This is a genomic window from Bradyrhizobium sp. cf659 (assembly GCF_900113725.1).
GTDB lineage: Bacteria > Pseudomonadota > Alphaproteobacteria > Rhizobiales > Xanthobacteraceae > Bradyrhizobium.
In genome coordinates, this window is the sequence record NZ_FOQJ01000003.1 from 168,491 (window position 1) to 191,356 (window position 22,866).

20 protein-coding genes are annotated in these 22,866 nt (G+C 65.5%); 16 read left to right on the forward strand and 4 right to left on the reverse strand.

What is annotated here, in order from left to right; genetic code table 11:
- Positions 1–3 precede the first annotated feature (3 nt).
- The gene (locus BM118_RS14815) at positions 4–999 is read right to left on the reverse strand and encodes a TRAP transporter substrate-binding protein (RefSeq protein WP_092186306.1); all 996 of its coding nucleotides are present in this window, start codon (positions 997–999) and stop codon (positions 4–6) included.
- 187 nt (positions 1,000–1,186) lie between these two features.
- On the opposite strand from BM118_RS14815, the gene ugpB reads away from it, so the two are divergent.
- The 12 genes from ugpB (at position 1,187) to BM118_RS14875 (ending at position 14,107) form a co-directional block, all read left to right on the forward strand.
- The gene (gene ugpB / locus BM118_RS14820) at positions 1,187–2,527 is read left to right on the forward strand and encodes a sn-glycerol-3-phosphate ABC transporter substrate-binding protein UgpB (RefSeq protein WP_092187008.1); all 1,341 of its coding nucleotides are present in this window, start codon (positions 1,187–1,189) and stop codon (positions 2,525–2,527) included.
- A 233-nt stretch (positions 2,528–2,760) separates the two neighbouring features.
- Complete coding sequence (locus BM118_RS14825; RefSeq protein ID WP_092186307.1) at positions 2,761–3,792, forward strand: M4 family metallopeptidase; 1,032 nt, start codon at positions 2,761–2,763, stop codon at positions 3,790–3,792.
- Between the two features lie 47 nt (positions 3,793–3,839).
- A complete protein-coding gene (locus tag BM118_RS14830) occupies positions 3,840–4,115 on the forward strand; it encodes a protealysin inhibitor emfourin (RefSeq protein ID WP_092186308.1) in 276 nt (91 codons plus the stop codon).
- Positions 4,116–4,175: 60 nt separating this feature from the next.
- Positions 4,176–5,111, forward strand: a complete 936-nt coding sequence (locus BM118_RS14835; RefSeq protein ID WP_177234433.1) for an aminoglycoside phosphotransferase family protein — start codon at positions 4,176–4,178, stop codon at positions 5,109–5,111.
- Positions 5,112–5,509: 398 nt separating this feature from the next.
- Complete coding sequence (locus tag BM118_RS14840) at positions 5,510–7,132, forward strand: ABC transporter substrate-binding protein (RefSeq protein ID WP_092186310.1); 1,623 nt, start codon at positions 5,510–5,512, stop codon at positions 7,130–7,132.
- A gap of 239 nt (positions 7,133–7,371) precedes the next feature.
- Positions 7,372–8,385: an ABC transporter permease gene (locus tag BM118_RS14845; RefSeq protein WP_063686310.1), complete on the forward strand. Its 1,014-nt coding sequence runs from the start codon at positions 7,372–7,374 to the stop codon at positions 8,383–8,385.
- A 3-nt stretch (positions 8,386–8,388) separates the two neighbouring features.
- Positions 8,389–9,288, forward strand: a complete 900-nt coding sequence (locus tag BM118_RS14850) for an ABC transporter permease (RefSeq protein WP_092186311.1) — start codon at positions 8,389–8,391, stop codon at positions 9,286–9,288.
- A gap of 289 nt (positions 9,289–9,577) precedes the next feature.
- The gene (locus BM118_RS14855; protein ID WP_092186312.1) at positions 9,578–11,389 is read left to right on the forward strand and encodes a dipeptide ABC transporter ATP-binding protein; all 1,812 of its coding nucleotides are present in this window, start codon (positions 9,578–9,580) and stop codon (positions 11,387–11,389) included.
- 15 nt (positions 11,390–11,404) lie between these two features.
- Positions 11,405–11,584, forward strand: coding sequence for a DUF4089 domain-containing protein (locus tag BM118_RS14860; RefSeq protein WP_092186313.1), 180 nt, complete (start codon positions 11,405–11,407; stop codon positions 11,582–11,584).
- A 7-nt stretch (positions 11,585–11,591) separates the two neighbouring features.
- Positions 11,592–12,986: an AtzE family amidohydrolase gene (locus tag BM118_RS14865; protein ID WP_092186314.1), complete on the forward strand. Its 1,395-nt coding sequence runs from the start codon at positions 11,592–11,594 to the stop codon at positions 12,984–12,986.
- Position 12,987: 1 nt separating this feature from the next.
- Positions 12,988–13,380, forward strand: coding sequence for an oxalurate catabolism protein HpxZ (gene hpxZ, locus BM118_RS14870; RefSeq protein WP_092186315.1), 393 nt, complete (start codon positions 12,988–12,990; stop codon positions 13,378–13,380).
- Positions 13,381–13,384: 4 nt separating this feature from the next.
- The gene (locus BM118_RS14875; RefSeq protein WP_177234333.1) at positions 13,385–14,107 is read left to right on the forward strand and encodes a GntR family transcriptional regulator; all 723 of its coding nucleotides are present in this window, start codon (positions 13,385–13,387) and stop codon (positions 14,105–14,107) included.
- 179 nt (positions 14,108–14,286) lie between these two features.
- On the opposite strand, the gene atzF is transcribed toward BM118_RS14875, so the two are convergent.
- Complete coding sequence (gene atzF, locus BM118_RS14880) at positions 14,287–16,095, reverse strand: allophanate hydrolase (protein WP_092186317.1); 1,809 nt, start codon at positions 16,093–16,095, stop codon at positions 14,287–14,289.
- A 207-nt stretch (positions 16,096–16,302) separates the two neighbouring features.
- The gene (locus tag BM118_RS14885) at positions 16,303–16,806 is read right to left on the reverse strand and encodes a MarR family winged helix-turn-helix transcriptional regulator (protein WP_092186318.1); all 504 of its coding nucleotides are present in this window, start codon (positions 16,804–16,806) and stop codon (positions 16,303–16,305) included.
- A gap of 312 nt (positions 16,807–17,118) precedes the next feature.
- Here BM118_RS14885 and BM118_RS14890 point away from each other — a divergent pair, with 312 nt between their 5' ends.
- Positions 17,119–18,975 (forward strand): feruloyl-CoA synthase, encoded by a 1,857-nt coding sequence (locus tag BM118_RS14890; RefSeq protein ID WP_092186319.1) that lies wholly within the window; start codon positions 17,119–17,121, stop codon positions 18,973–18,975.
- Between the two features lie 409 nt (positions 18,976–19,384).
- Here BM118_RS14890 and BM118_RS14895 read toward each other — a convergent pair whose 3' ends face one another.
- On the reverse strand, positions 19,385–19,891 hold the full coding sequence (locus BM118_RS14895) for a MarR family winged helix-turn-helix transcriptional regulator (RefSeq protein ID WP_092186320.1): 507 nt from the start codon (positions 19,889–19,891) through the stop codon (positions 19,385–19,387).
- An 83-nt stretch (positions 19,892–19,974) separates the two neighbouring features.
- On the opposite strand from BM118_RS14895, the gene BM118_RS14900 reads away from it, so the two are divergent.
- The 3 genes from BM118_RS14900 to BM118_RS14910 are packed head-to-tail and all read left to right on the forward strand — an operon-like array spanning position 19,975 to position 22,783.
- Positions 19,975–21,183 (forward strand): cytochrome P450, encoded by a 1,209-nt coding sequence (locus BM118_RS14900; RefSeq protein WP_092186321.1) that lies wholly within the window; start codon positions 19,975–19,977, stop codon positions 21,181–21,183.
- Between the two features lie 12 nt (positions 21,184–21,195).
- Positions 21,196–21,519, forward strand: coding sequence for a 2Fe-2S iron-sulfur cluster-binding protein (locus BM118_RS14905; RefSeq protein ID WP_092186322.1), 324 nt, complete (start codon positions 21,196–21,198; stop codon positions 21,517–21,519).
- A 52-nt stretch (positions 21,520–21,571) separates the two neighbouring features.
- On the forward strand, positions 21,572–22,783 hold the full coding sequence (locus BM118_RS14910; protein ID WP_092186323.1) for an ABC transporter substrate-binding protein: 1,212 nt from the start codon (positions 21,572–21,574) through the stop codon (positions 22,781–22,783).
- Positions 22,784–22,866 lie beyond the last annotated feature (83 nt).

A 22,866-nucleotide genomic window follows, 5' to 3' on the forward strand; every position in this document is an offset into this window, starting at 1 on the left:
GGCTCACTCCACCTTGCGAATGCGTTCGATCAGGGCGGCCGCGGCGGGATCGCGCCCGGCCTTGGCGTAGATCGCCGCCATCGCGTCCTCGAACGGCTTGCGGTCGATATCCCTGACGATACGGACGCCCGCTTCTTCGGCCTTGCGCTGCGACTGCTCCTCGAGGTCGCGCCACTTCTCGCGCATGAAGCGGCTGGAGCGCTGCGCGGCCTCCCTGAAGATGGTCTGGTCGTCCGCCGAGAGGCTGCGCCAGGCCTTGAGCGAGATCACCAGCACTTCGGGGCTCATCGTGTGCTCGGTAAGTGCGAGGTAGCCGGCATGTCTGTAATGGTCCGTCGTCACGAAAGATGGCCAGTTGTTTTCGGCGCCGTCGATCAGATGATTGGCAAGCCCGGCGAGCACCTGCCCATAGGGCATCTCGACCGGCTCGGCGCCGAGTGAGCGAATCATCTCGCTCATCAACTCCGACTGCTGCACCCGGATCCGCAGGCCCCGGAGGTCGGCGATGTTCGTCACCGGGCGGGCGCCGTTGTAGATCGACCGCGCCCCGGAATCGTAGAAGGCGAGCCCGACGAAACCGTAGGGCTCGAAGCTGCCAAGGATCTCGCTGCCGATCGGCCCGTCCAGCACCTTCTGCATGTGCTCGATGGACCGGAACAGGAACGGCATGGCGAGCACGTTCATCGCCGGAACGAAATTGCCGATCAGCGCCACGTTGGTCCGGTTGAGGTCGATCGCGCCGGCACGGGTCTGCTCGATGGTCTCCTTTTCCTCACCGAGCTGGCGGGAGTGGAACACCTTGATCTCGTGCCGGCCGCCGGTGCGCTCGGCGATCAGCGCGCCCATGTAGCGCAACGCCTGGACGGTCGGGTAATTCTCGGTCTGGGTGTCGGCGGCGCGAAATTCGCGCGCGCCGGCGCTCGTCGCGCAGATGGCGATCAAAAGCGCGACAAAACCCACCCCGGTCCGTGAGAGTTCGGCACGGTTCAACACTGGCACACTCAACCCCTCAGTGGTGGAGTCTATGGCAAGACCAAAAGGTTCAATGCAATCTAGCAGATGGTTAAGGGAAGGCCATCCCGCCCGGCCCCGCGGGGTGATTGTGCGGCGCGGCCGGCCCTCATTCCCGGTTGAAACTGGAAATGCCGCGCCGTAAGCAAGGTATGGTCGCCTTTTGCCGCGCGACATGGAAAGGGCCATCGTGATTTCAGCATTGCGCTGTTTGCAGGTCGTTGTCGCCGCCGCGGCCTTCACGTTCACCGCGCAGGCAAACGCCGCCACCGACATCGCGTGGTGGCACGCCATGTCGGGCGAGCTCGGCCGGCAATTGGAAAAGCTCGCCGCCGACTTCAACGCCTCGCAGTCCGATTACCGGATCGTGCCGGCTTACAAGGGCAACTACACCGAGACGGTGACGGCCGCGATCTTCGCCTTCCGCTCGCGCAGCCAGCCTGCGATCGTCCAGGTCAACGAGGTCGCCACCGCGACCATGACCGCGGCCAAGGGCGCGATCTATCCGGTGTTCAGCCTGATGCGGGACCAGGGCGAGCCGTTCTCGCTCAACGACTACCTTCCCGCCGTCTCCGGCTACTACACCGATGCGGCCGGCAATCTGCTGTCGTTCCCGTTCAATTCGTCGACGCCGATCCTCTACTACAACAAGACCATGTTCCGTGACGCGGGCCTCGATCCGGAGACGCCGCCGAGGACGTGGCCGGAGCTTGGCGCGATCGCAAAGCGCCTGCGCGACCGCGGCGCTTCGTGCGGCTTCACCACGTCCTGGCCGTCCTGGATCCACATCGAGAATTTCTCGGCCTTCCACAATCTGCCGCTCGCGACCCGCACCAACGGTTTTGCCGGGCTCGATGCCGAGCTGACCATCAACAATCCGCTCGTCGTCAAGCACGTCGCCCAGCTGGCTGAATGGCAGAAGTCGAAGCTGTTCGACTATGGCGGCCGCGGCCAGTCGGCCGAGCCGCGCTTCCAGAACGGCGAATGCGGCATCTTCATCGGCTCCTCGGCGACGCGCGCCGACATCAAGGCGAATTCCAAATTCGAGATCGGCTACGGCATGATGCCGTACTGGCCCGAGGTGAAGGACGCGCCGCAGAACTCGATCATCGGCGGCGCCACGCTGTGGGTGCTGCGCGACCGGCCGCGCGCGGAATACAAGGGCGTGGCGCGGTTCTTCGCCTATCTGTCGCAGCCCGGCGTGCAGGCCGCCTGGCACCAGAACACCGGCTATCTGCCGATCACCCGCGCCGCCTTCGAGTTGACGCGCGCGCAAGGCTTCTACGAGCGCAATCCGGGCTCGGCGATCTCGTTCGAGGAGATCACGCTGCATCCGCCGACGGAGAATTCGAAGGGCATCCGGCTCGGCTCCTTCGTGCTGATCCGCGGCGCGATCGAGGACGAGCTGGAGCAGGCCTTTGCCGGCCAGAAGAGCGCGCAGGGAGCGCTCGATTCCGCGGTCGAGCGCGGCAACAAGCTGCTTCGCCAGTTCGAGCGCGCCAGCCCGGAGCGATAGCAGCGGCGCTGGTCGCCGCGCCGCGCGCGCACTTCGCTTCGCCCGCAAACGCGACCGGACATCACACAATTTGAAGCGGAGCGCGGACCCCCCGGCGCAACGGGCCGCAGGTCCACGTTCTCGAAACAGTGACGCCCGTGTGAGCCACATCACTTGTGCCGCGGGCGCGCAGCGATAATCTTGAGGTTGTTTTACCTATCATTTTTTCGGAAAAGTTGTGATGGAGATCATCGATGCCTTGCTCATGTTGCATCATCCCGAACGACGTTCTGACCAAGCTTTCCCAGGACAAGAAGCTGTCCGCCGTGCTTCGCAAGCAGCTCGTCGACACCGTCCAGGTCAGTCATGAACTGCGCGAATTGCGGACACAGACGGCGAAATTGACCAACGTCGTCGCGGCGCGCGCCGCAGGTCTGGTCACGCTGGCGGCGGCGCCGTCCGTCACGGTCTACGACTGCAAGCACACGCAGACGCTGCCGGGGACGCCCGTGCCGAAGCCGAAGACGTCCTCGGACGGCTCCGTCAAGCGCACCTTCAACCAGACCACCAAGGTGGCCAAGTTCTACCAGCAGGTCTTCAACCGGAATTCGATCGACGATCACGGCATGACCATGATGTCGTCGGTTCATTTCGGCGAGAAGTACAACAACGCGATGTGGAACGGGTCGCAGATGATCTATGGCGACGGCGACGGCAGCATCTTCGTCGACTTCACCCGGGGCAACGACGTCATCGGCCACGAGCTGACCCATGGCGTCACCCAGCACAGCCTCCAGCTCGCCTATAGCGGCGATGCCGGCGGCCTGAACGAGAGCATCTCGGACTGTTTCGGCTCGATGTTCCGGCAGTGGGAGGCCAAGCAGGATGTCAAGAAGGCCGACTGGCTGATCGGGCGCGACATCATGGGGCCGGGGGCCAAGAAAAAGGGGTTCACCTGCCTGCGCGACATGGCCGATCCCGCCGCCAAGCACTGCCTGGCGCCGCAGCCGACCAAATATTCGCAAGTGACGCCCGGCATGGACCCGCATTACGCGAGCGGGCCGCCGAACCTGGCCTTCTACACGGCCTGCGCGACGCTTGGCGGATACAGTTGGGCCAAGATCGGGCAGGTGTGGTACCATTCGCTCACCGGTTTCGGGCCGATGCCGAACATGACGATGAAGGCCTTCGCGGCGCGGACCCGGCAGGGTGCCCACACGTTGTATCCTGGCGATGCCGCAGTCTTCGGCGCCGTCGATAGCGGATGGAAGAAGGTTGGGCTGTAGGCCGGGTACAGCGCGTCACGAAAAGCGCGTTACGAAAGGAAGAAAGCGTGGATCGCCTGAAGATCGAGCGCGTCGGAGGGTTCGCCGGCTTCGGCGGCCCTCACCTCAAGAGTCGCGGTGAAGTGGCGTTGTCGGATCTGTCGCCCGCCGATCAGAAGACGGTGGAGCAGCTGTTCGCCGATCCGAAGAAGATCGCTCCCGCGCATCCGGGCCAGGCCGACGCGTTCAGTTACCGGATCACGCGCGGTGCGCAGACCATCGAAGTCCCCGAGCATGCGGTCCCCTCGACCATCAAGAACAGCGTCAAGGATGTCTTGGAATAGGGCCCGGTTGGCACTGTGATGGAAGAGACGCTGCCGCCGGATTCCGCGGGCACCTGGGGCATGTCCGCGTCGACGAGCCTCGAGGCTTACCGCGCCTTGCGCGCCGACCGGCCGCGATGGCTGCCGATCGCGCTCGACATCGCGCGCAGCCACGGTCTCGACGTCAGTTCGCCGCAGGTGTTTGTAACCGGCACCAATCTCGTGGTCGGCCTCGGTGCGCGCCTGATCCTGAAGATTTTTCCGCCGCTGCTGCGTGCGCAATTCATCTCCGAGCGCGATTCGCTGACGCAGCTCGCAGGCCGGCTTCAGGTGCCGATTCCCGAGATCGTCGCAGAAGGCGCGCGCGACGGCTGGCCCTATCTCGTCATCACGCGCCTTGCCGGCACGCTCGGCTCGGAGGTGTGGCCGTCGCTGCCGGAAGACCAGAAGGAGCGCCTGCTGCGCCGGATCGGCGAGACCATCGCGTCCGTGCAGCGCGCGCCTCTTGGTCCTCTCGCAGCAATCGAGCCGCGCTGGGACGAGTTCATGCGCGCCCAGATGCAGGGGTGCCGCGCCAGGCACCAGCGTCTCGGCCTTGCGCCCAAATTCCTTGGAGGCCTCGACGATCTCCTGCGCGATGCGGCCCGCCTCATTCCGATGGACGCGCCGCCGGTGATCCTGACCGGCGAATACATTCCGGAGAACTTTCTGCTCGCCTGCGATGACGGGCAATGGTCGCTCGCCGGCCTGTTCGATTTCGGCGACGTGCGGGCGGGATGGCGCGACTACGACCTGCTCGGCCCCAGCGCCTTCATGGCGGCGGGCCGGCCCGGCCGCGTGCGCAGCCTGCTCGAAGGCTTCGGCTATGCGAAGCCGGACCATGCGCTCAAGCGGCGCCTGATGGCCCTGATGCTGCTGCACCAGGCCAGCGATCTCAACAGCCACATCTGCATCGAGGGCTGGCAGGACAAGGCGAACGATCTCGTCGAGCTGCAGGAGCTGATCTGGGCGGAGTGAGGGCTCCCGCTCCACCCTCCCTCGTCGTCCTGGACAAGCGCAGCGAAGCGGAGCGCTGATCCAGGACCCATTACCCCAGGGAGCAGTTGCTGTGCTGGCTGGTAACCCCGAGTCTTCGCCAAACCACCCTTTGGGGTAATGGGTCCTGGCTTTCGCCAGGACGACGGCGGAGAGCACGCGCTCACCAAATAAGCCGGCGTCAATGACAGTCTATTTTGTGTGCAAATAACTATCTTTGTATGCAATTTCAGTGCGTGGACGCGAAGGTCTCATCCGTTCAAGATGCCTATTTCCGAAATTATGTCAGCTGCTTAGCGCGATCGTAAGCTCCCGTTAAGCTCTGGCACGAACCTTGCGAATCCAGTTCCAACCAGAAACTTTTGTGTTGGAGCGATTTCATGAAGCGCCGCGATTTCCTCAAGTCCGTTTCCGGATTGGCCGCTGGCGCGGCGCTTCCGGCCATGCCGTCGGTGATCTCCTCGGCCAAGGCCGATGCGCGTTCGGAGACGCTGCTGATCGTCTCCGAAGGCGGCCCCAACAATCTCGACATCCACGGCGTCGGCACCAACGTGCCCGGCTATGAGGTATCCTGGAATTGCTACGACCGGCTGATCAGCCACGAGATGAAGAGCGGTCCCGGCGGCGTGCCCTATTACGACCGCGACAAGTTCAAGGGCGAGCTCGCCGAGGACATGAAGATCGACGACATGTCGGTCACCTTCAAGCTGAAGAAGAACGCCAAATTCCACGACGGCGCGCCCGTCACCGCCAAGGACGTGAAGTGGTCGCTCGACCGCGCCGTCAGCGTTGGCGGCTTCCCGACCTTCCAGATGAGCGCGGGCTCGCTCACAAAACCCGAGCAGTTCGTGGTGGTCGACGACACCACGGTGCGGGTCGACTTCGCCAAGAAGGACAAGCTGACGATTCCCGACCTCGCCGTCATCGTGCCCTGCATCGTCAACTCCGAGCTGGTGAAGAAGAACGCCAGCGAGAAGGACCCCTGGGGTCTCGAATTCACCAAGCAGCAGACCGCGGGCTCCGGCGCCTACAAGGTGACGAAGTGGACCGCCGGCACCGAAGTCATCATGGAGCGCAACGAGGAATGGGTCGGCGGCCCGCTGCCGAAGATCAAGCGCGTGATCTGGCGCATGGTGCCGCAGGCCGGCAACCGCCGTGCGCTGCTGGAACGCGGCGACGCCGACATCTCCTACGAGCTGCCGTTCAAGGATTTCCAGGAGATGAAGGCGAGCGGCAAGCTCAACGTGGTGTCGCTGCCGTTCTCCAACGGCATCCAGTATATCGGCATGAACGTGACCAAGCCGCCGTTCGACAACGTCAAGGTGCGGCAGGCTATCGCCTATGCGCTGCCCTACCAGAAGATCATGGACGCGGTGCTGTTCGGCCTCGGCAATCCGATGTTCGGCGCCGCCAAGGACAAGCCGACCGAAGTCGCTTGGCCGCAGCAGCACAAATACAACACCGACATGGAGAAGGCGAAGGCGCTTCTCGCCGAAGCCGGCTACGCCAACGGCTTCGAGACCACGATCTCGTTCGACCTCAACTTCGCCGGCGTCAACGAGCCGCTCTGCGTGCTGGTGCAGGAATCACTCGCGCAGCTCGGCATCAAGACCACCATCAACAAGGTGCCCGGCGCCAATTGGCGCACCGAATTGAACAAGAAGGAGATGCCGCTCTTCACCAACGTGTTCTCGGGCTGGCTCGATTACCCCGAATACTTCTTCTACTGGTGCTATCACGGCAACAATTCCGTCTTCAACACCATGAGCTACAAGTCGGCGGCGATGGACAAGCTGATCGACGGCGCGCGCGTTGCGGCCGCAAGCGGCGACACCGCGACCTACGACACCGACGTGAAGGGCTTTGTCGACCTCGCCTACGCCGACGTCCCGCGTATCCCGCTGTACCAGCCCTTCGTCAACGTCGCGATGCAGAAGAACATCAGCGGTTACCAATACTGGTTCCACCGCCGCCTCGATTATCGCGCGATGGCGAAGGGGTGATGCGTCATGGTCGGCGCGAGCAACACGTCCGCGTCCCTCTGGGTGACTCGCTTACGTGAGGTGGGCACGTATCTCTCATTCCCTCTCCCCTTGTGGGAGAGGGGCAGGGTGAGGGGTAGCCCCGAACTCCGACCTCTCCCGGAGCCACCCCCCTCCCTGACTCGAAAGGGGGGAGGGAACGCAGCGGCGCAAGCCGTGCGAGTCTGCTCCCAATTGCAAGGCAGAAGGAGAGCGCTTCCATGCTGACCATGATCGGCAAGCGCCTGATGTTCGCGATCCCCTCGCTCATCGGCGTCGTCATCGTCACCTTCCTGCTGACGCGCGCGCTGCCGGGCGATCCCGCCGCGTATTTCGCCGGTCCGGCCGCGACGAAGGAGGCCGTCGAGCAGATCCGCAAGAAGCTCGGCCTCGACCGGCCGCTGATCGAGCAGTTCTTCCGCTACACCAACGACCTTGCCCATGGCGATTTCGGCAACTCGCTCACTACAGGCCAGCCGGTCGCGGCCGAGATCCGCAATCGCCTGCCGGCGTCGGCCGAACTGACGCTGCTCGGCCTCATCGTCTCGGTCGTCATCGCCATTCCGCTCGGCGTGCTGGCGGCAACGCGGCCGGGATCATGGGTCGATCACCTCTGTCGGGTCACGACCACGGCAGGCGTCTCGCTGCCGGTGTTCTTCACCGGCCTCGTTCTCGTCTACGTCTTCTATTTCCGGCTCGGCTGGTCGCCGGCGCCGCTCGGCCGCCTCGACGTGTTCTACAGCGCGCCGCCGACGGTGACCGGCTTCTATCTGATCGACACGCTGATCGCGCGCGACTTCGAGGCGTTCCGCTCGGCGCTGAGTCAGCTCATCTTGCCGGCGACGACGCTCGCAATCTTCTCGCTGGCGCCGATCGCGCGCATGACCCGCGCCTCGATGCTCGCGGTGCTCGCCTCCGAATTCGTCCGCACCGCACGCGCCAGCGGCCTGTCGCCGGCCACCGTGATCGTCACCTACGCCTTCCGCAACGCGATGCTGCCTGTGATCACCACGCTCAGCATGGTGTTCTCGTTCCTGCTGGGCGCGAACGTGCTGGTGGAAAAAGTGTTCGCCTGGCCCGGCATCGGCTCCTACGCGGTGGAAGCGCTGATCTCGTCGGACTTCGCGCCGGTGCAGGGTTTCGTGCTGACCATGGCAGTCATGTACGTGCTGCTCAATCTCGTGATCGACATTCTCTACGGGGTAATCGATCCGCGCGTCAGGTTGGAGGGCTAAACCATGAGCACCGTTGCGCCTGCTGTTGAACCTGTCGGTCCCGCGCGCACCTCGGGACTCGTCGCGATCCTCGAACAGACCCGCTACGTTCTCGGCGAGAACAAGGTCACGGGCTTTGCCTTCGCGCTGCTGATCTTGATCCTCGCCGCCGCGATCTTCGGTCCCTATGTGGTGCCGTATGATCCGCTCGCCTCCGATACTGCCGCGTCGCTGAAGCCGCCCTCGGCCGCGCACTGGTTCGGGACCGATCAGCTCGGCCGCGACATCTTCAGCCGCGTCGTCGTGGCGACGCGGCTCGATACCTTCATCGCGATCGCCTCGGTCGTGCTGGTGTTTCTGATGGGCGGCCTCGCCGGCATTGCGGCGGGCTATTTCGGCGGCTGGACCGATCGCATCGTCGGCCGCATCGCCGACACCATCATGGCCTTCCCGCTGTTCGTGCTCGCGATGGGCATCGTCGCAGCGCTCGGCAACACCGTGCAGAACATCATCCTGGCCACCGCCATCGTGAACTTCCCGCTTTATGCGCGCGTTGCGCGTGCGGAGGCGAACGTCCGCCGTAACGCCGGCTTCGTGCAGGCCGCGCGCCTGTCCGGCAACGGCGAATTCCGCATCCTCTTGGTGCACATTTTGCCAAATATCATGCCGATCATGATCGTGCAGATGTCGCTGACCATGGGCTACGCCATCCTCAACGCCGCCGGCCTGTCCTTCATCGGCCTCGGCGTCCGCCCACCGACCGCCGAATGGGGCATCATGGTCGCGGAAGGCGCCGGCTTCATGGTGTCAGGCGAATGGTGGATCGCGCTGTTTCCGGGCCTTGCTCTGATGATCGCGGTGTTCTGCTTCAACCTCCTCGGCGACGGCCTGCGCGACATCGTCGACCCGCAGCGGAGGACGTGATGGTTGATCTCAGACCGAGCCCCGCGGTTCTTCGCCTCTCCCCGCGTGCGGGGAGAGGCCGGGCCGCGTCAGCGGACCGGGTGAGGGGGGGCCTCCGCGAACTCCTCTATCAACTGTTCGCGCGGATAGAGGCCCCTCACCCCAACCCTCTCCCCGTAAGAACGGGGAGAGGGGGTGAGAGAGGTTTGCCCGCCTCACGCACAAATTCACGTCGAAAATTCCCCAATGATTCCAAACCCCTTCTACTGTGCATGGGGTTGTTTTCGCCATTTTTGATCGGGAGGCCCTCATGACCGCCCAGCCCCTGCTCGACGTCCAGGACCTCACGGTCGAATTCACCACCCGCCGCGGCATCGTGAAAGCGGTGCAGCACGTCAACATCTCCGTCGCCAAGGGCGAGACGCTCGCCATCGTCGGCGAGTCCGGCTCCGGCAAGTCGGTGACCTCCTACGCGGTGATGCGCATCCTCGACCGCGCCGGCAAGATCGCCGAGGGCTCGGTGATGTTCTCGGGTATCGACGTCAAGGCGGCATCGGAAGACCAGATGCGCGATCTGCGCGGCCGCGAAGTCTCGATGATCTTCCAGAACCCGCGCGCGGCACTGAACCCGATCCGCAAGGTCGGCGACCAGATCGAGGACGTGCTGCGCACCCATGTGCAGCAGGCCCAGGTTGCCGATCACGGCGAGAAGGCGATCGAGGCGCTGGAGCAGGTCAAGATCGCCCGTCCGCGTGAGCGCTACCACGCCTATCCGTTCGAATTGTCCGGCGGCATGTGCCAGCGCGTCGTGATCGCGCTTGCGCTGGCCTGCAATCCGCAACTGCTGATCGCGGACGAGCCCACCACCGGTCTCGACGTCACCACGCAGAAGGCGGTGATGGATCTGATCGTCGAGCTGACCAAGCGCCGCGCGATGTCGACCATCCTGATCACCCACGATCTCGGTCTCGCGGCGGCCTATTGCGACCGCGTCGTGGTGATGGAGAAGGGCCGGGTGGTCGAGACCGCGAACGCCGCCGACATCTTCGCCAATCCGCAGCATCCCTACACCAAGAAGCTGATGCGCGCGACGCCGCGGCTCGGCGTGTCGTTGCGGGATCTGCTGCCGGAGGAGGAGGGGGCATCCTTCGCCTCTCCCCGCGTGCGGGGAGAGGCCGACGCGCAAAGCGCGGCGGGTGAGGGGGACTCTCCCAGCACCGTGCTCGCGGAGAGCCCCCCTCACCCCGACCCTCTCCCCGCAAGCGGGGCGGGGGAGAAGAGCGAGCGGCCCCTTCTCCTCATCGATAAGCTGGTCAAGGAGTATCCCCGCCAGGGCGCGACCGCCGTGCTCGGAAAACTGTTCGGCCGCAAGCCGGCGCCGGAGCCCGATGTGTTCCGCGCCGTCGACGGCATCAGCTTCTCGATCGGCCATGGCGAGAGCGTCGGCCTCGTCGGCGAATCCGGCTGCGGCAAATCGACCACCTCGATGATGGTGATGCGCCTCCTGGACCAGACCTCCGGCCTGATCCAGTTCGACGGCGAGGACATCGGCGGCATCGCGCCCGCCTCGTTTGCCCGGCTGCCCCAGCGCAGCCGCATCCAGATGGTGTTCCAGGACCCGACCGATAGCCTGAACCCGCGCTTCACCGCCGCGCGCGCCATCGCCGACCCGATCATGCAGCTCGGCGACGTCAGGGGCCGTGACGCGCTCCGCGCCCGCTGCGAGGAGCTGGCGACCATGGTCGGCCTGCCGCACAACCTGCTCGACCGCTTCCCGCACCAATTGTCCGGGGGCCAGAAGGCCCGCGTCGGCATCGCCCGTGCCATTGCCCTGCATCCTAAACTCGTCATTCTCGACGAGCCGACCGCGGCGCTCGACGTCTCGGTCCAGGCCGTGGTCCTCAACCTGCTCCAGGACCTCAAGGCGCGGCTAGGTATGAGCTATCTGTTCGTCTCGCATGATTTGAACGTAGTGCGCTTGTTGTGCGATCGTGTCATTGTGATGCGGACGGGTCGAATCGTCGAGGAAGGCTCTTCCGAGCAGGTTTTGAGCGATCCGCAGGACGACTACACCAAGGAGCTGCTGACGGCGATCCCGCATCCGCCGTTGCCGGTGCACTGATTGTTTGGGAGCGTAATGGCCGAGCCGCTGGACGACTATATCGACGCCGTATCGAAAGCGCTGGCGCTGCCGGTCGAGGACGCCTGGAGGCCGGCGGTTCGCGCCAATCTCGAGGTCTCGCTGCGGCTCGGCCGACTAGTTGACGAATTCGCGCTGCCGGACGAGACCGAGCCGGCGCCGATCTTCACCGTCTGACGTCGCCATGACCACCAAGCCAGAGACGAGTGCTGCCGATATCGCGAAAGCGGTGGCGGGCGGCAAGATGTCCGCCCTCGCTGCCACAGAAGCCGCGCTCGCGCGCATCAAGCAGCACGACACCATCCTCAACTCCTTCACCGACGTCACTGCCGAGCGCGCCCGCGCCAAGGCGCGTGCAATCGATGCCGACATTGCCGCCGGCAAGGAGGTCGGCCCGCTCGCCGGCGTGCCCTTCGCGGTGAAGAACCTGTTCGACGTCGCGGGCCTCTCCACGCGCGCGGGCTCGAAGATCAACCGCGACCTCGCACCCGCCAAGCGCGACGCCACCTTGATCGAGCGCTTGGAAGCAGCCGGCGCGGTTCTGGTCGGCGCGCTCAACATGGGCGAATACGCCTACGACTTCACCGGCGAGAACGTCCATGACGGTCCCTCGCGCAATCCGCACGACACGACGCGGATGAGCGGCGGCTCGTCCGGTGGTTCGGGGAGCGCCGTCGGCGGCGCGCTGGTGCCGATCGCGCTGGGCTCGGACACCAACGGCTCCATCCGCGTGCCGTCCTCGTTCTGCGGCATTTTTGGCTTGAAGCCGACCTATGGCCGGCTGTCGCGCGCGCGGTCGTTTCCGTTCGTCGCGAGCTTCGATCATCTCGGTCCGTTCGCGCGCTCCGTCACCGATCTCGCGCTCGCTTACGACGCGATGCAGGGGCCCGATGCCGACGATGCCGCCTGCACCACACGCGGTCTGGAGCCGACGGTGCCGCTGCTCGCCAATCCGGTTTCGGACCTGCGCATCGCGATCGCCGGCGGTTACTTCCAGAAGAACGTGTTTCCGGAAGCTGTCGAAGCCGTGAGCCGCGTCGCCAGGGCGCTGGGCACGACGCAAATCGTCGATGTGCCCGAAGCCGCGCGTGCGCGGGCGGCGGCTTACGTCATCTCCACCACCGAAGGCGCCTCGCTGCATCTCGATCGCCTGCGCAAGCGTCCGAACGATTTCGATCCAGCCGTGCGCGACCGGCTGATCGCGGGCGCCATGGTGCCGGCGCCGCTGGTGGACCGCACGCAGAAATTCCGCCGCTGGTATCGCGCGCAGTTTTCCGAGATCTTCAAGTCGGTCGACGTGCTGCTCGCACCGGCAACGCCCTGTACCGCGCCGAAGCTGGGGCAGGTGAATTTCAATCTCGACGGCGTCGAGCTGCCGGTGCGCGCCAATATCGGCATCCACACCCAGCCGATCTCCTTCATCGGGCTACCCGTCGTTGCCGTGCCGGTTCCGCTCGAGCCGCTGCCGATCGGCGTGCAGATCATCGCCGCGCCCTGGCGCGAGGACATCGCGCTGCGCGTCGCATACGCATTGGAACGGATGGGCGTCGTATCCGCGCCTGCCCCGAGAGGATTCTGAGATGGAGATCGACCTCCCCGACGTGATCGCGGAAGTGAAAGCCGCGTTCGATCGCTATGAGCAGGCCCTCGTCACCAACGATGTCGCCGTGCTCGGCGAGCTGTTCCGCAACGATCCCCGCACGCTGCGCTACGGCATCGGCGAGAACCTCTATGGCTATGAGGCGATCTCCGGCTTCCGCGCCGGCCGCTCGCCGGTCGGCCTCAACCGTCGCACCGCGAAAACCGTCATCAGCAGCTATGGCCGCGACGCGGCCGTCGCCTCTACCCTGTTCTATCGCGACACGGCGCCCGGCAAGGTCGGCCGGCAGATGCAGACCTGGATTCGCTTCCCGGAGGGCTGGCGCGTCGTCGCCGCTCATGTCAGCATCATCGACGAGTCGAAAGAGACCTGATCGTATGACGCTTGACGACTTTCCGCAGGGAACACTGCCGGCCGAGCCGGTGGTGCCGCGCGTCGACCGGGCACTGCCGTCGGTGCAGAAGGTCACCCGCGCCGAGGAGCTGCGTCTTCAGCTTGCCGACGAGATCGTGCGCGGAGCACTGGCTCCCGGCGCGCCGCTGGACGAGACCGACATCGCGCGGCGTTTCAACGTCTCGCGCACGCCGGTGCGCGAGGCGCTGCGCCAGCTGGTGGCGAGCGGCCTCGTCGAGGCACGCCCTCATCGCGGTGCGGTGGTGGCGCAGCCGTCGATCGAACGGCTGAAGAGCATGTTCGAGGCGATGGCGGAGCTCGAGGCGCTGTGCGCCGGCCTTGCCGCCGAGCGCATGTCCGCCGCCGAGCGCCACGGCCTGGAGGCCATCCACGAAGAGCTGCGTGTCCTCAGCTACACCGGCAATCCCGATCGTTTTCACGAGGTCAACGAGCGCTTCCACAACGCGATCTATGCGGGCTCGCAGAACGGCTACATCGCCGAGATCACGCTGGCGACGCGCGTGCGCGTGCAGCCGTTCCGCCGTGCCCAGTTCCGCAACCTCGGCCGTCTCGCCAAATCGCAGGCCGAGCACGACCGCGTCGTCGTCGCCATCATGCGCGGCGACAAGCAGGGCGCCGCCGCCGCCATGCGCGCGCATATCGAGCTGGTGCGCGGGGAGTACGAGATCTACGCGGTGTCGGTGTAGTTGTTTCTGCCGCTACACACTCGCTGTCGTCCCCGCGAAGGCGGGGACCCATAACCACAGGGAGTAGTGTGAGGCAAAGTGCCCACTCCGAGTCATCGCATAACGACTTCCTGTGGGTATGGGTCCCGGATCGGCGCTCCGCTTCGCTGCGCTTGTCCGGGACGACGACGGTGTAGAATTCACGCCGTCGCGGCCTCCGCCATAAACTTCCGCCAGCCGCCATAGGCCGTGATGTCGCGCGCCTCGCCCAGCACCTCCGGCTCGACGAGAAACCCCTTCACGCTGCGGCCATCCGCCAAGCGAACAGTGCCGATCGCCATCGGCGCCGGAATCGCGTTGACGAACTTGCCGAATGCGGACGACGACAGCGACCAGATCTCGAGTTCAATCGCAGAACCCTTGCCTGCTTCCACGCGCAGCATGCCCGGCTTCGGCGGCGTGGTCTGAAGCGCATAGAGTTTGTAGTCCGCCGCTGTCCTGGTCGCCTCGATCAGCTTTCCGTTCAGCGCCTTCAACTCGCCGTTCAGCGCCATGCCGGACAGATGCGCGCCGACGACGGCGATCGGAATCTCGTCGATGCCGCCTGCAGCAGGCGGGGTGAGCGCAGGTTGCGCCACGCCCTTGGCACCAACGGTCAGCTTGGTATCCGCATGGAACACGCGGCCGATGCTCGCAAGCAGCGCATCGCGTCCTGCGGGCGCCAGCAGCGTGATGCCGAACGGGATGCCGTCGGCGCGCATCGATGCCGGCACGGCGAGGCCGCAGAGGTCGAGGAGATTGACGAAATTGGTGTAGGTGCCGAGCCGGCTGTTGAGCTCGATCGGGTTGGCGAGCACCTGCGCGGTCGTATACGCCGTCGGCGCCGTCGGCAGCACCAGCGCGTCGATATTGGCAAAGGTGCGCTCGGCGATCCTGCGCAGGCCCTGCAGGCGATAGAGCGCGGAGAAGGTGTCTGCCGCCGTCAGCCGCGCGCCGGCGGCGGTGATCTCGCGCGTCACCGGATGGATCGTATCGGGTGCGGAGGCGAGCAGATTCTTGATCACGAGATAGCGCTCGGCGACCCAGGGACCTTCATAGAGCAGCCGCGCCGTCTCGTAGAACGGCTCGAGGTCGAATTCGACCAGCGTTGCGCCGAGCGCGGTCCAGCGCTTCAGCGCCTCGCCGTAAGCTGCTTCCGCCTTCCTGTCGCCGAAGAAGATCAGCTGCCCGTTGCGCGGCACGCCGAGGCGCAAGGTTGCCGGAAACGGCGTGATCGCCCCAAGCGGCCGGTCGCGCGAGAACGGATCGGCCTGGTCCGGTCCCGCCATCACCGACAGCGCGAGCGCGGCATCGTCCACCGTCAAGGCGAAGACCGAGATGCAGTCGAGCGTGCGGCAGGCCGGCACGAGTCCCGCCGTCGAGATCATGCCGAGGCTCGGCTTCAGCCCGACGATGTTGTTCAGCATCGCCGGCACGCGCCCGCTGCCGGCCGTGTCGGTGCCGAGCGTGAGCGGCACCAGCCCGGCCCCGACGGCGGTGGCCGATCCCGAGCTCGACCCGCCGGGAATCAGATCCTCGCGAATCGAATTCTTGGGAATGCCGTAGGGCGAGCGCACGCCGACGAGGCCGGTTGCGAACTGGTCGAGATTGGTCTTGCCGATGATGATGGCACCGGCGGCGCGCAGCCGCTCCACCGCGGTCGAGTCGTGCGGCGGGGTGTAGGAGAAGGCCGGGCAGGCCGCCGTGGTCGGAAATCCCAGCGCGTCGATATTGTCCTTCACTGCGACCGGGACGCCGTAGAGCGGCAGGCTGGCGGCATCCGCGCGCGCGGCAAGCTTTTCAGCCTCCGCGATCGCGTCCTTCTCGTCGCGCAGGCTGATGAAGACGGCGGGATCGTTGTGGTCGCGGATGCGCTGGTAGCTGCGCGCGATCGTCTGTGCCGGCGTGAGCGTGCCCGCGCGATGCGCGGCCACAATCGCGGCGATCGTTTCAGGCTGCTCAGCCCCCATTTTCAGCCCTCATGGCGACAAAACTCCGGCAACAGGTCCTCACCCGGATTGAAGCAAGCGATGTGCCATTGTGTACAGAATCCGGGCAGCGCGGATGCTTTGGATACTATCGGGAGATCAGTAGCTTGGGGGATATTTCGGCGGCCGGGCGGCCCGTCGCGCCAGCGCCTTGTTCCGGGCGCTTGCGCAAATTTTGGGCAGGCTGGATCAGGTGAAGCCGGCGAGGATCTGGAGCAGCCGCTCCCGGTTCTCCTTGCCGATCTTCGCCTCGACATGCCGCTCGTGCTCGGCAGCGAGCCGCTTGAACTTCGCCAGCGCGGTCTCGCCCTGCGCGGTGAGATGCAGGGCGTGCGAGCGCCGGTCCGCCTTCGACTTGATCCGTTTCACGTATTTGCGCTGTTCGAGGCTGTCGAGCAGATGCACCAGCCGAGCGCGCTCGATGCCGAGGCGATTGGCCACTGCCATCTGCGACAGGCCCGGATTGGCGCCGATCACCGTCAGTACCGAATATTGCGTCGGCCGGATGTCGACCCCGCCGAGCGTCTTGATGAAGTCCTGAAAGATCCAGATCTGGAAGCGCCGCACCGCATAGCCGGCGTGTCCGACCAGCGCGTCGAGCCCGATCTGGTCGGCGTCGTTCCGCCGCGCCGCGCCGTTGCCGGCGCGTTTGCGTGGCAGGCTGCCTGTCTCTCGATGGATTGCTCTATCCACGCATCGTCTCCGTAAACATCGCCGCATCCCTTTCGCCTCTCCCCGCTTGCGGGGAGAGGCCGGATCGCATCGCAAGATGCGATCCGGGTGAGGGGGGCTCTCCGCGAGTCCAACTGTTACCGTCCTCGCAGAGACTCCCCCTCACCCCGACCCTCTCCCCGCAAGCGGGGAGAGGGAGAAGGGAGCCTAGCGTCTCGATGGCTCGAGCGAAAGATTGTTGTTGACGACAACAATTGTCGTGCCCAACATTATGGCCAAAGCAGTCCGGAACGAGGCTGCGACCGATCCCGATCCGGGCGGAGGAGGAAACACATGACAGCCGCCTTACGCGGTGACGCGTCAAGTCTGTTCGCAGCGCCGAAGACGATCGCCGAGCATCGCGCCGACGGCAGCATCGTGCTGCGCTCGCCCGAACCGTTGCGCGACAGCGCGCGCTGCATCGGCGACTGGCTGGAGCAATGGGCGCTGCAGACGCCCGATGCGATCTTCCTTGCCGAGCGCGGCAATGTCGAAGCGCCATGGACCACCGTCACCTATGCGCAGGCATTGCGCCAGGTGCGTGGCGCGGCGTCCTGGATCCTGGCGCAAGGCCTCGGCGCCGAACGCCCGCTCGTGATCCTCTCCGACAACAGCATCGACCATGCGCTGCTCGCGCTGGCCGCGCAGCATGTCGGCGTGCCCTCCGCCGCGATCTCGCCGGCCTATTCGCTGATGTCCAGGGATTTCGACAAGCTCAAGAGCATGATCGCGCTGCTCGAGCCGGGCGCGATCTACGTCGCCGCGACGAAGCCGTTCGCGGCGGCGCTGGCCGCGATCAAGCCGCTGCACCGCGCGCAGATCATCAGCGGCAACGGCGATGACGCCGACGCACTCGCCTTCAGCACCGTTGCGGCAACGCCCGAAATTGCCGACGTCACGAAAGCCTTTGCCGCGGTGACGCCGGACACGATCGCAAAATTCCTCTTCACCTCCGGCTCGACCGGCACGCCGAAAGCCGTCATCAACACCCAGCGCATGCTGACCTCCAGCCAGCAGGCCAAGGCGCAGACCTGGACCTTCCTCGAACAGGCTGACAGCGATCTCGTCATTCTCGACTGGCTGCCCTGGAGCCACACCTTCGGCGCCAACCACAATTTCAACCTCGTGCTGCGCAACGGCGGCTCGCTCTATATCGACGGCGGCAAGCCTGCGCCCGGTCTCTTTGCGACGTCACTCGCGAACTTGAAGAGCGTGATGCCGACGGTCTATTTCAATGTGCCGCGTGGCTTCGACATGCTGATCGCAGCACTGCGCGGCGACGAAGCGTTGCGCCGCCGCTTCTTCAGCGAGGTGAAGTTCGCCTTCTATGCCGGCGCCGCGTTGCCGCAGAATCTCTGGGACGCGCTCGAACAACTGTCCATCCAGACGGTCGGCCGCCCGCTGCCGATGGTCTCGGCCTGGGGCTCGACGGAAACCTCGCCGTTGGCGACCGACTGCCATTTCCTCGCCGAACGATCCGGCAATATCGGCGTGCCGATACCCGGCACCGAGCTGAAGCTCGTCACCTCCGGCGACAAGCTGGAGGTGCGCGTGCGCGGCCCCAACGTCACGCCGGGTTACTGGAAGGCGCCCGAGCTGACCAGGCAGGCGTTCGACGAGGAGGGCTTCTATCTCATCGGGGACGCGGTGAAGCTTGCTGATAGCGAGCGGCCGGAACGCGGCCTGTTCTTCGACGGCCGCGTCGCGGAAGACTTCAAGCTCAATTCCGGCACCTGGGTCAGCGTCGGCACGCTGCGCCTCGCCGGCATCGCCGCGCTGGCGCCGTTCGCGCAGGATATCGTCGTCGCCGGTCACGGCGGCGACGAGGTGCGCTTCCTGGTGTTCCCGAACATCGCGGCGTGCCGCACACATGCCGGTCTGCCGGAGACGGCTGATGTGAATGATGTGCTGGCAGATGACAAGGTCAGGGCCGCGATCGCACAGGGCCTCGCGAAGCTGAAGCAGCAGGGTGCCAATTCCTCCGGCCACGCCACGCGTGCGCTGCTGCTCGCTGAGCCGCCATCGGTGGACGGCGGCGAGATCACCGACAAGGGCTACATCAACCAGCGCGCCGTGCTGACGCGCCGTGCCGAGGCGGTGGCGCGGTTGAATGATGATGCGGCGGTCGAGTGGGTCGGGTGCGTCGGGTGAGTTGACCCCGATGCGGCGTCTCATCGAGACGATGACGCAGCAGCATAATAGGGCAGGGCAGCTCGTCTCGCGGTCATTCCGGGGCGCGCCTCTTGGCGCGAACCCGGAATCTATTTCACCGCAGGGGCTGTTGCACGATGGATTCCGGGTTCGCGCTACGCGCGCCCCGGAATGACGAACTGGGTGTGAGACAGCTCGCCCAATAGGCCAGCCAGCCTGCCGCAATATCCTTCCTGATTCTTTTGTTGCCTAAGCAACTAATTTATGCGAACCGTTCCAGACAAGGATGACGGTGGAGGAACCGCCGCGTCCGATCTCGGAGGAAACAATGCTCGGCAGGACTGGTGCCGCGGGCAAATGCCCGCGCATGCCTGAAAGCGGCGATACGGCGCGCTTCACGCGCGGTGCGTCAGGTGGTGCTGCTGTCCGTCACCGCGCCGAGATTCTCGTGCAGCCGGCGGAGCAGATCGATCAGCACCTCGCGCTCGTCCTTGCTGAGGCAGGACAGCAGGCGCCGTTCGCGCTCGAACGCCGCGACGATGACCTTGTCATGGGTGGCGCGGCCTCTCGCCGTGAGCGCGATCGAATGGGTGCGGCCGTCATTCGGGTCGGTGCGGATCGACACCAGCCCGCGCTTCTCGAGGCCGGCCAGCGTCCGGCTCACCGGGCCCTTGTCAAAACCGATGACGTGGCAGATCCGCGAGGCGGGAATGCCGGGCTCGATCGCCAGCAGCGACATGATCCGCCATTCCGTGACGTTGACGCCGAACTCTCGCTGGTAGAACGCGGTCGCGCTGTTCGAGAGCTTGTTGGCGATGAAGGTGATGAAGGCCGGGACGTAACGGTCGAGATCGAGCGTCGGCCCGGTCTCGGCGGGCGCGGGCTTTTGGCGGGCTCTGGTCGAAGACGGCGGCATATCGGGTTTTTGACTCGCGAGGTGCCCGAAGACCTAAGGGCAAGCGCGGCCCTTTCACAAGATCAAAATGAGGGAGGACTTCAATGAGCGCATCTGGCTCCCCTGTCACCGGCGTCCCGCATCTCGACGTCGATCCCTTCGACATGAATTTTTTTGCCGACCCCTATCCCACGCACGAGCTGCTGCGGGAGGCGGGCCCGGTGGTCTATCTCGACAAGTGGAACGTCTATGGCGTGGCGCGCTATGCCGAGGTCCATGCCGTGCTGAACGATCCCACGACGTTCTGCTCCAGCCGTGGCGTCGGCCTCTCTGATTTCAAGAAGGAGACGCCGTGGCGGCCGCCGAGCCTGATCCTCGAGGCCGATCCGCCGGCGCATACCCGCACCCGCGCCGTGCTGTCGAAGGTGCTGTCGCCGACCGTGATGAAGCAGGTGCGCGACCGCTTTGCCGCGGCGGCGGAGGAACGGGTGGACGCGCTGATCGAAAGGCGCAGCTTCGATGCGATCACCGACCTCGCCGAGGCCTATCCGCTGTCGATCTTCCCGGATGCGCTCGGGCTGAAATCCGAAGGACGCGAGCATCTGATTCCCTATGCGAGCGTCGTATTCAACGCGTTCGGGCCGCCCAACCAGCTGCGCCAGGAGGCGATCGCGCGGTCGACGCCCCACCAGGCCTATGTCGCCGAGCAATGCCAGCGCGAGAACCTCGCGCCCGGCGGGTTCGGCGCCTGCATTCATGCCCAGGTCGACGAGGGCGCGATCACCGCCACCGAAGCGCCGCTGCTGGTGCGCTCGCTGCTCTCGGCCGGCCTCGACACCACCGTCAACGGCATCGGCGCGGCCGTCTATTGCCTCGCGCGCTTTCCGGATCAATGGCAGCGCCTGCGCGGCGACCTCACGCTCGCGCGCAGCGCCTTCGAGGAAGCGGTTCGTTTCGAAAGCCCGGTGCAGACCTTTTTCCGCACCACCACGCGTGAGGTCGAACTGTCAGGTGCGAGCATCGGCGAAGGTGAGAAGGTGCTGATGTTCCTCGCTGCCGCCAATCGCGATCCGCGCCGCTGGGACAAGCCCGACAGCTACGACATCACCCGCCGCTCCTCCGGCCATGTCGGCTTCGGCTCCGGCATCCACATGTGCGTCGGCCAGCTCGTCGCGCGCCTCGAGGGCGAGGTGATGCTGACGGCGCTGGCGCGGCGCATCGCGAAGATCGAGATCACGGGCGAGCCGAAACGCCGCTTCAACAACACGCTGCGCGGGCTCGACAGCCTGCCCGTCACCATCACCCCGGCCTGACGAGGAGCCTCGATGCCCGCCATTACCTTCATCCATGCCGACGGCAAGTCCGACCGCGTCGAGACCTCAGGCGGCGAAAGCGCCATGCAGGCCGCGACCCGCCATGGTCTCGACGGCATCCTGGCCGAGTGCGGCGGCAATGCCATGTGCGCGACCTGTCACGTCTATGTCGACGAAGCCTGGCTCGCGCGCCTGCCCGCGATCGCTGATGACGAAGACGCGCTGCTCGACGGCACCGCCGCCGAGCGGCTGCCGAACAGCCGGCTGTCCTGCCAGATCATGATCACGCCCGCGCTCGACGGACTGGTGCTGAGACTGCCGGAACGACAGGTCTGAATTCCAGAACGTGCCGGCGACGACCGGCGCGACACGCAAAGGGGAGGGAATAATGAAACACCTGAAATGGACGCTCGCGCTGGCCGCAAGCCTCGTGAGCAGCGTGGCAAGCGCCGAAATCTCCGACAACGTCGTGCGTATCGGCGTGCTCAATGACATCTCCGGCATCTTCCAGGACACCAACGGCATGGGCTCGGTCGAGGCCGCGCGCATGGCGGCCGAGGATTTCAACGGCGGCGGCAAAGGCATCAAGGTCGAGATCGTCTATGCCGACCACCAGAACAAGGCCGATGTCGGCAACGCCATCGCGCGCAAATGGCTCGATGTCGAAGGCGTCGACGCCGTCGTCGACGTGCCGAATTCTGCGGTCGGCCTCTCCATCAACACGCTGCTCCGCGACAGCCGCATGACCTTCCTGGCGTCGTCCACGGCGAGCTCGGATCTCACCGGCAAGGCCTGCTCGCCCAACACCATCCAGTGGGTCAACGACACCTGGGCGACCGGCAACACCACGGCGGCCGCGATGGTGTCGCGCGGCGGCAAGGACTGGTACTTCCTCACGGTCGATTTCGCGCTCGGCAAGGGCATCGAGGCCGAAGCGCAGAAATATATCGAGGCGCATGGCGGCAAGGTGATCGGCTCCTCGAAGCACCCGCTCGGCACGTCGGACTTTGCCTCCTTCCTGTTGCAGGCGCAGAACTCGAAGGCGCAGGTGATCGGCCTTGCCAATGCCGGCGGCGACACCATCAACGCGGTGAAACAGGCCGCGGAGTTCGGCATCCAGCAAAGCGGGCAGAAGCTCGTCGCCTTCCTGCTCTTCATCAACGACGTCCACGGCATGGGCATCAAGGTCGCGCAGGGCTTGCAGCTCATGGAGGCCTTCTACTGGGACATGAACGACGATACCCGCGCGTTTGCCAAGCGCTTCGGTGCGCGGCCGGGGATGAACGGCAAGATGCCGAGCGGCAACCAGGCCGGCGTCTATGCCTCCACGCTCGCCTATCTCAACGCCGTCGCGGCGACCGGCAGTGACAACGCCAAGGACGCGGTGCCCGAGATGAAGAAGTTCAGGGGCAAGGACAAGCTGTTCGGCGACACCGTCATCCGCCAGGACGGCCGCGTCGTGCATCCCATGTACCTGTTCGAGGTGAAGAAGCCGGAGGAGTCGAAGTACCCGTACGATTATTACAAGCTGGTCTCGACGATCCCGGCGGAGCAGGCGTTTCGGCCGTTGGCGGAAGGCGGGTGCGAGCTGGTGAGGTAGCTGCCGCGAGCGCTGCACCCTCTCCCCCTGTGGGAGAGGGTGGCTTCGCGAAGCGAAGCCGGGTGAGGGGTCTCTCTCCTCAC